Source organism: Kocuria marina, assembly GCF_000786655.1.
Lineage (GTDB): Bacteria > Actinomycetota > Actinomycetes > Actinomycetales > Micrococcaceae > Kocuria > Kocuria marina_A.
Genome location: NZ_JROM01000042.1, coordinates 1 through 2,927 on the forward strand (window position 1 = coordinate 1; position 2,927 = coordinate 2,927).

5 protein-coding genes are annotated in these 2,927 nt (G+C 67.1%); 2 read left to right on the forward strand and 3 right to left on the reverse strand.

The window, feature by feature from the left end; translation table 11 throughout:
* Positions 1 to 328, forward strand: a 328-nt coding sequence (locus tag AS25_RS15055; protein ID WP_035964786.1) for a hypothetical protein, incomplete at its 5' end; no start/stop codon positions are given.
* Positions 329 to 397: 69 nt separating this feature from the next.
* Positions 398 to 718, forward strand: a complete 321-nt coding sequence (locus tag AS25_RS09895) for a helix-turn-helix domain-containing protein (protein ID WP_035964350.1) — start codon at positions 398 to 400, stop codon at positions 716 to 718.
* Positions 719 to 1,325: 607 nt separating this feature from the next.
* On the opposite strand, the gene AS25_RS09900 is transcribed toward AS25_RS09895, so the two are convergent.
* The 3 genes from AS25_RS09900 to AS25_RS09910 form a co-directional block, all read right to left on the reverse strand.
* Entirely contained in the window at positions 1,326 to 1,928 is a 603-nt protein-coding gene (locus AS25_RS09900; RefSeq protein WP_016997609.1) for a cadmium resistance transporter, read from the reverse strand.
* Complete coding sequence (gene cmtR / locus AS25_RS09905) at positions 1,925 to 2,284, reverse strand: Cd(II)/Pb(II)-sensing metalloregulatory transcriptional regulator CmtR (protein WP_006590980.1); 360 nt, start codon at positions 2,282 to 2,284, stop codon at positions 1,925 to 1,927. The genes AS25_RS09900 and cmtR overlap by 4 nt, the downstream gene beginning before the upstream one ends.
* 220 nt (positions 2,285 to 2,504) lie before the next feature.
* A partial coding sequence (locus AS25_RS09910; protein ID WP_035964789.1) for a recombinase family protein occupies positions 2,505 to 2,927 on the reverse strand: 423 nt, incomplete at its 5' end.

A 2,927-nucleotide genomic window follows, 5' to 3' on the forward strand; every position in this document is an offset into this window, starting at 1 on the left:
GTCCAACCTGGACAAACGAGAGATTTGCGCCGACCACCTGGGCAACCTCCGCGCGCTACAGCGCCGCGCAGCGCGAACCCCGCTCGCCCCGTACCTGGCAGAGATTCCGCGATGCCTAGTGCTGCCCACCGATCCGCGTCACGGTGACCCGCAGCTGACCAAGGCCACGGCCCTAGAGGTCGCAGGAGCCGCCACGCGCGCCGCTGGCCGCATGGAATCCTTCGAGCACGTAGACATGGCCCTCGAGCTGTCCAAGGCCGCTATGCGCGCCTACGAGGCCGCGTGCGACTTGCTGAGCACGCATCCCGGAACCACACCCGCAGAATGAAAATGCCCCCCGGCCGCTGGCGGATGCCAGGAACAATGGGCCGGGAGGCCACACCGAAAGGACGATGCAATGCCCAAGACTATCCCGCGCGGCGCGCACCTGCACGGACTGAAAGAAGCCGCCGCCGTGGTCGGCATGACGCCCCAGGGCTTCATCAAGGCCGGAACACCCGAGCCAGACGTGTGGATCAACGACACGCGAGGATGGACCACGGAGACCCTGCACGAGTGGCAGCGCACCCGCCCCCGCGGACGCCGCACGCTCACGGACGAGCTGCGCGCGCGCATCCTCGCGATGCACGAGGAAGGCCGCAGCATCGCGGAGACCGCCGCAGCCTGTCAGGTGAGCAAATCGACGGTGGCGCGCGTGCGCGCCGACGCTCGCGCGTGAATCCTTACTACGCCCGCCTAGCTGGCATCGCCATGTCGATTCACGGGCTGAACCGGGACAACTGGCAGCAGCTCGCCCGGTGGGCCGAGTACGCGGCCGCCCACAGACTCACAAACCGTGGCGTTCTGATCACCGGAGACGGCCGCCTACATGCGGAGACCGTGTTACCTCCACCCCCACCACCGGACCACATGGGCGGCCGCTCCGCCCCGCCCCCGCCTAACCCGCCGTGGCAGATCGTCGCGGCGACGTGGCGCGGGCCGGGGGAGGCCCCCACCCCGCCCCGAGCACTCGCTACGGCATGGGACCGGATCAGGGACACCACTGGACTGCCCACGGCGCACATCCTCTATCACGAGGTGTGTACCGGCTGGGCTGGCTCCGACGTGGAGCAAAACCCGTCACCGTAAGGCGGTTCCGCACCCCCTGGTTATGCACCAAATTTTGCTACACCCCGTGTGGCTTCGTTCGCTTGGTGGCGGGGTTTTTGCAGCGCTCCGTGGCGGTCTTGTTGCCGCGATCACGCAGGACTGGCTGCAGGTAGGTGTCGCGGTCTGAACCGAGAGGGGTGCGCCCGGTCGGGGCCGTTTGGATCGCTGCCGCTACGTCAGAGTCCGAAGGCTCCGCCGCTGACGAGGATCACGATGCCGAGGCCGATGAGAACGATGGGGAAGAGGATGTGCTCCCAGCGTTCGAGCACTTCGGCGATCGGGGGGCGGGTGGCGACGAATTTTGCCAGGGCCACCAGGACCGCGACGAGCGCGAGGAAGACGATGCAGTAGGCGACTACTGCGAGAGGTTCCACGCTGAGGAAGACAGGGGTGTAGACGCCGATGTTGTCGCCGCCGTTGGCAAGGGTGACGCCTGCGACTGTCCACACGCCGACCTTCTTGCCGGCAACCTTGGCCTCGTCGTCATCGTCGTCATCGTCTCCGCGCCAGGCCTGCCATGCGGCCCAGAGGCCGAGGCCCAGAGGGATGAGACCGAAGTACGGGATGGCTGCCGAGGGCAGGAATGCTCCGGCACCGATGGTCACCAGGACCGCGGCACCGAGGATGCCGGCGAATCCGAGGTACTGGCCGGCCAGAATGCGGGCGGTAGTGCCGCGCTGGCCTGCCCCTCGCGCGAAGAAGAGGGAGAGCACGATGATGTCGTCGATGTTGGTCGCTGCGAACAGGCCCATCGCCTGCAAGACCGAGGTGAGGATCATGCGCCCTCCCCAGCTGCGTCGCATCCGGGAAGCGAGCAGGCGGGATCGATGCACGGGGCGTCTTCGTCCACTGCCAGGGTGGCATCGACCAGTGCCGTCAGCGCCTGCGCCAGGTGCGAATCGGCGATCTCATATCGTGTCCGACGACCCTCGGGCTCGGAGACGACGATCCCGCAATCGCGCAGGCATGCCAGGTGGTTGGACACGTTCGGGCGTGTCAGGTCCAGATCTCGGGCCAGTTCCGCCGGGTAAGCGGGATGGTCGAGCAGGGTCAAGATGATCCGGGATCGAGTGGGGTCGGCCAGTGCACGACCCAGGCGGTTCATCACGTCGAGACGCGAAGCAATAGTCAGCATGCACTGAACTATACAGCGCGCACTGAACACTCGGTCACAGGCGTCAGCCCAGATCGCATGCCCGTAAGGGGAACCCCACTCGGGAACACCCGCCGCTGACCTGCTCACACGCAAGCACGCCTCGTGGAGCATCCCATAGGACCCGTCCGGTGGCCCTTTCCGCGACGGGGCGCCATACGGGGCACGCGTAGACAGGTCTCTCGCCTGCGTTCCGCGGTGGTCATTGGCGTTGGGCCAGCACCTTGTTACCTGCCTCGCGGAGTTCACCGGTGGGTGAGACGTGGCGGTAGAGCGTCTGGCGGGTGATGCCTAATTCCTTGCACAGCGCGCTGACGTTGGTGTCCTTCTTGCCCATCGAGGCCATGGCCAGGCGGAGCTTCGCGGGGGTCACCTTGTAGGGCCTGCCGCCCTTGCGGCCACGGGCGCGGGCCGATGCCAGGCCGGCCTTGGTGCGTTCGGAGATCAGCTCGCGTTCGAACTCGGCCAGGGCCGCGAAGATCCCGAACACCAACTTGCCTGAGGCGGTAGTGGTGTCGATGGCCGCGCCCTGCCCGGTGAGCACCTTCAGCCCCACGCCCCGCTCGGTGAGGTCGTGCACGATGTTGACCAGGTGGCGCAGATCCCGACCGAGCCGGTCGAGTTT